The sequence below is a fragment of the Methylobacterium sp. P3_A11 genome (genome assembly GCF_056403155.1).
Map to the genome: position 1 here is coordinate 1 of NZ_JBFUGA010000224.1, position 2,298 is coordinate 2,298.

General features: G+C 71.8%; 2 protein-coding genes and 1 pseudogene. 2 read left to right on the forward strand and 1 reads right to left on the reverse strand.

All coding sequences use genetic code 11. The features are described from left to right. Positions 1–345: 345 nt before the first annotated feature. On the reverse strand, positions 346–876 hold the full coding sequence (locus tag AC1DXK_RS30825) for an STM3941 family protein (protein ID WP_457107836.1): 531 nt from the start codon (positions 874–876) through the stop codon (positions 346–348). A gap of 621 nt (positions 877–1,497) precedes the next feature. Here AC1DXK_RS30825 and AC1DXK_RS30830 point away from each other — a divergent pair. Beyond that, positions 1,498–2,007 (forward strand): hypothetical protein, encoded by a 510-nt coding sequence (locus AC1DXK_RS30830; RefSeq protein WP_457107837.1) that lies wholly within the window; start codon positions 1,498–1,500, stop codon positions 2,005–2,007. After that, positions 2,004–2,298: pseudogene (locus tag AC1DXK_RS30835) on the forward strand (hypothetical protein); the annotation flags it as partial. The gene AC1DXK_RS30830 and the pseudogene AC1DXK_RS30835, both read left to right, overlap by 4 nt.

Below are 2,298 nucleotides of genomic sequence, written 5' to 3' on the forward strand. Positions count from 1 at the left end.
GACGGGCCGGCGGTTCGGGCGGCGCTGACGACGCCCTGGAGCAACGCGCAGGCTGAAGGGCAGATCAGTCGGCTGAAGATGCTCAAGCGTACCATGTACGGCCGCGCCAGCTTCGCACTCCGCCGCCGCCGCGTGCTCCTCGCTGCCTGATCCACGCAAAGTGCGGAAGAACCGCGAAGCCGAGGGAGGATCAGTCACAGGTTCGATCCCTGTCGCGCCCACCATTCAACCGACGGAGGTTGAATGGATTTCCGAACCGATAGCGGTCCCTCGGGTTCGGCAAACCTGAATCGGTCCGCCCCCTCCGGTCGAAGACAGCCTGGACCCTGACCGATCGGGGTCTCATCACCGGACTCCGCCGCTCCGATCGGACCAGCCGCGCTCGACCGCCGCGGACAGCGCCGGGAATCCCCCGCGCATTTCGATAGCCGCCATCCAGTATCGATGATCGCCGAGGACCCGGTTCAGCCGCGCGACGCGTCGCGCGCAGTTCGTCCAGGGAAGGGACGCATCGACGCGGGGATCGACCTCGAGCGCGATCACGCGCTGACGCCGGATCGCCACCGTCGCGATGCCGCGAATGGCCGTCCAGGGAATCCAGTCGGTCGAGAGCCTCCGATCGAAGATCCCGCGTGGCCCCACTGAGACCACCGGGCCGCGCTGGAACAGCATCGGGACCACGAGGGCCGCACAGAGGCCGAAGACACCGAGGCCGACATACGCCACGCAGGCCGTGAAGCTCCCGGTTGTCACCGCGGCGCGACCGGGTCCCGGAGGGTCGCCGATCAGCCAGAGGCAGGCGGCGACGAAGGCGCAGGCCCCCGCGAACAGCCCGGCCACTCTCCAGGGCGACCGGTGAATCTCGACGACGGTCAAGGCGATGGGCTCCCGCCGGCTTCCGGCCCGACCCGGCCGGCCGGACCGGGATCCTATAGCGAGGGCTCCCCGGCGGGTACCCGGTCGGGCTGGCCGCCCTGCGGGAGCCCCGTCCGGAGCGGCCCCAGCGGTCGCGGGCCTCGACCGACATCTCCAGCAGGGCCGAGGCGGTCGCCATGATGGCCAAGGCCGTCGCCGACCCGGCCGAGATCAGGACGACAATCGTTGCGACGACTTGCGGAGCGGTCATGGCGCACCTCCTCGGGTGCCATGATAGTGAGGATGGACAGCTATGACGGTGGCGGACGCGCCTGCGTGCGGGTGAGCACGGGCCGCATCGCGTCCCCGCCGGCGCCCCGTGCGGACCCACGGCGGTCGCAACGCACCCTCGGCCCAGGAGTGAGAACCGCAGCCCGTCCGGCCGCACACCGGTCCGACGGCGCCCGCCCGTGTGCCGGCGCAGCCCCCGTGATCGCGGATGCGGCGCGCCCGGCCGGGCTCCGCGGCCACCACCCGCCGCGTTAAGATTCCACCGGCCTGCGGCGGATCGTTTAACTATTTGTTAACCCATCTAAACAGTTTAGTCGGATCAGGATTGCGTTGACAGCGAGTGGAGGATCCGTGAGCGAGCTGCAGAGGCTTCTGAACGATCCCCGGTTCCGGCCGGCCGACAAGAGCCCCCGTGAAACCGGCGCCGCCCCCGAAGCCAATCTCGGCAGCGTCCTGCGCGTCGTTTCGTCGATGCACGCCCGGACCGAGTTTCCGAAGCCGCCCGCGTCGTCGCAGGACTGGGACGCGCTGATCCACCGGGTGCAGGCCGCGGCCCGTCAGGCGCGGGTGATCGAGGCGCAGGCCCGCGAGCGGGAAGAGCGCATCGAACACGTGCTGGAGCAGGTCCGGGCCGAGATCAACACGTCCAACGAGCGTGCCCGGATGGCCGAGATGCAGGCCCGCGACGCGCAGGTGCGCGCCGAGGCGCAGATCATCGCCGCCGAGGAGCGCGCCAAGGCCGCCGAGGCCCGCGCCGGCGCCGCCGAGGACCGGGCGCGGCAGGCCGAGGAGTGGCTGGAACGCGTCCAGCAGGCGATCCTGTCCGAGTTCTCGGATCTCACCGATCAGGCGGCGGCATGAGCATCGCAGCCCGGGCGCGGGCCGACCTGACGGAGGCGTCCCCCCTGGCCCCTCCGGTCGGGCCTCGCGACGGCGATGCCGCTCCGATCGACCGGGTCGTGGCACTGTTCGCCGGGGCCGCGGCGGCCGCCCCCACCATCCCGGCGGACGAGGACGACTGGACGACCTCCCTGGCCGCCGTGCGCGGCGTGGCGGTGCGGGTCCGCACCCTGCAGGCGCAGGCCCGCGACTCGGTCCGGGAGGCGCAGGGTTCGGTGCGCGCGGCCGAGGCGGCGATCCGCGCGGCGGAGG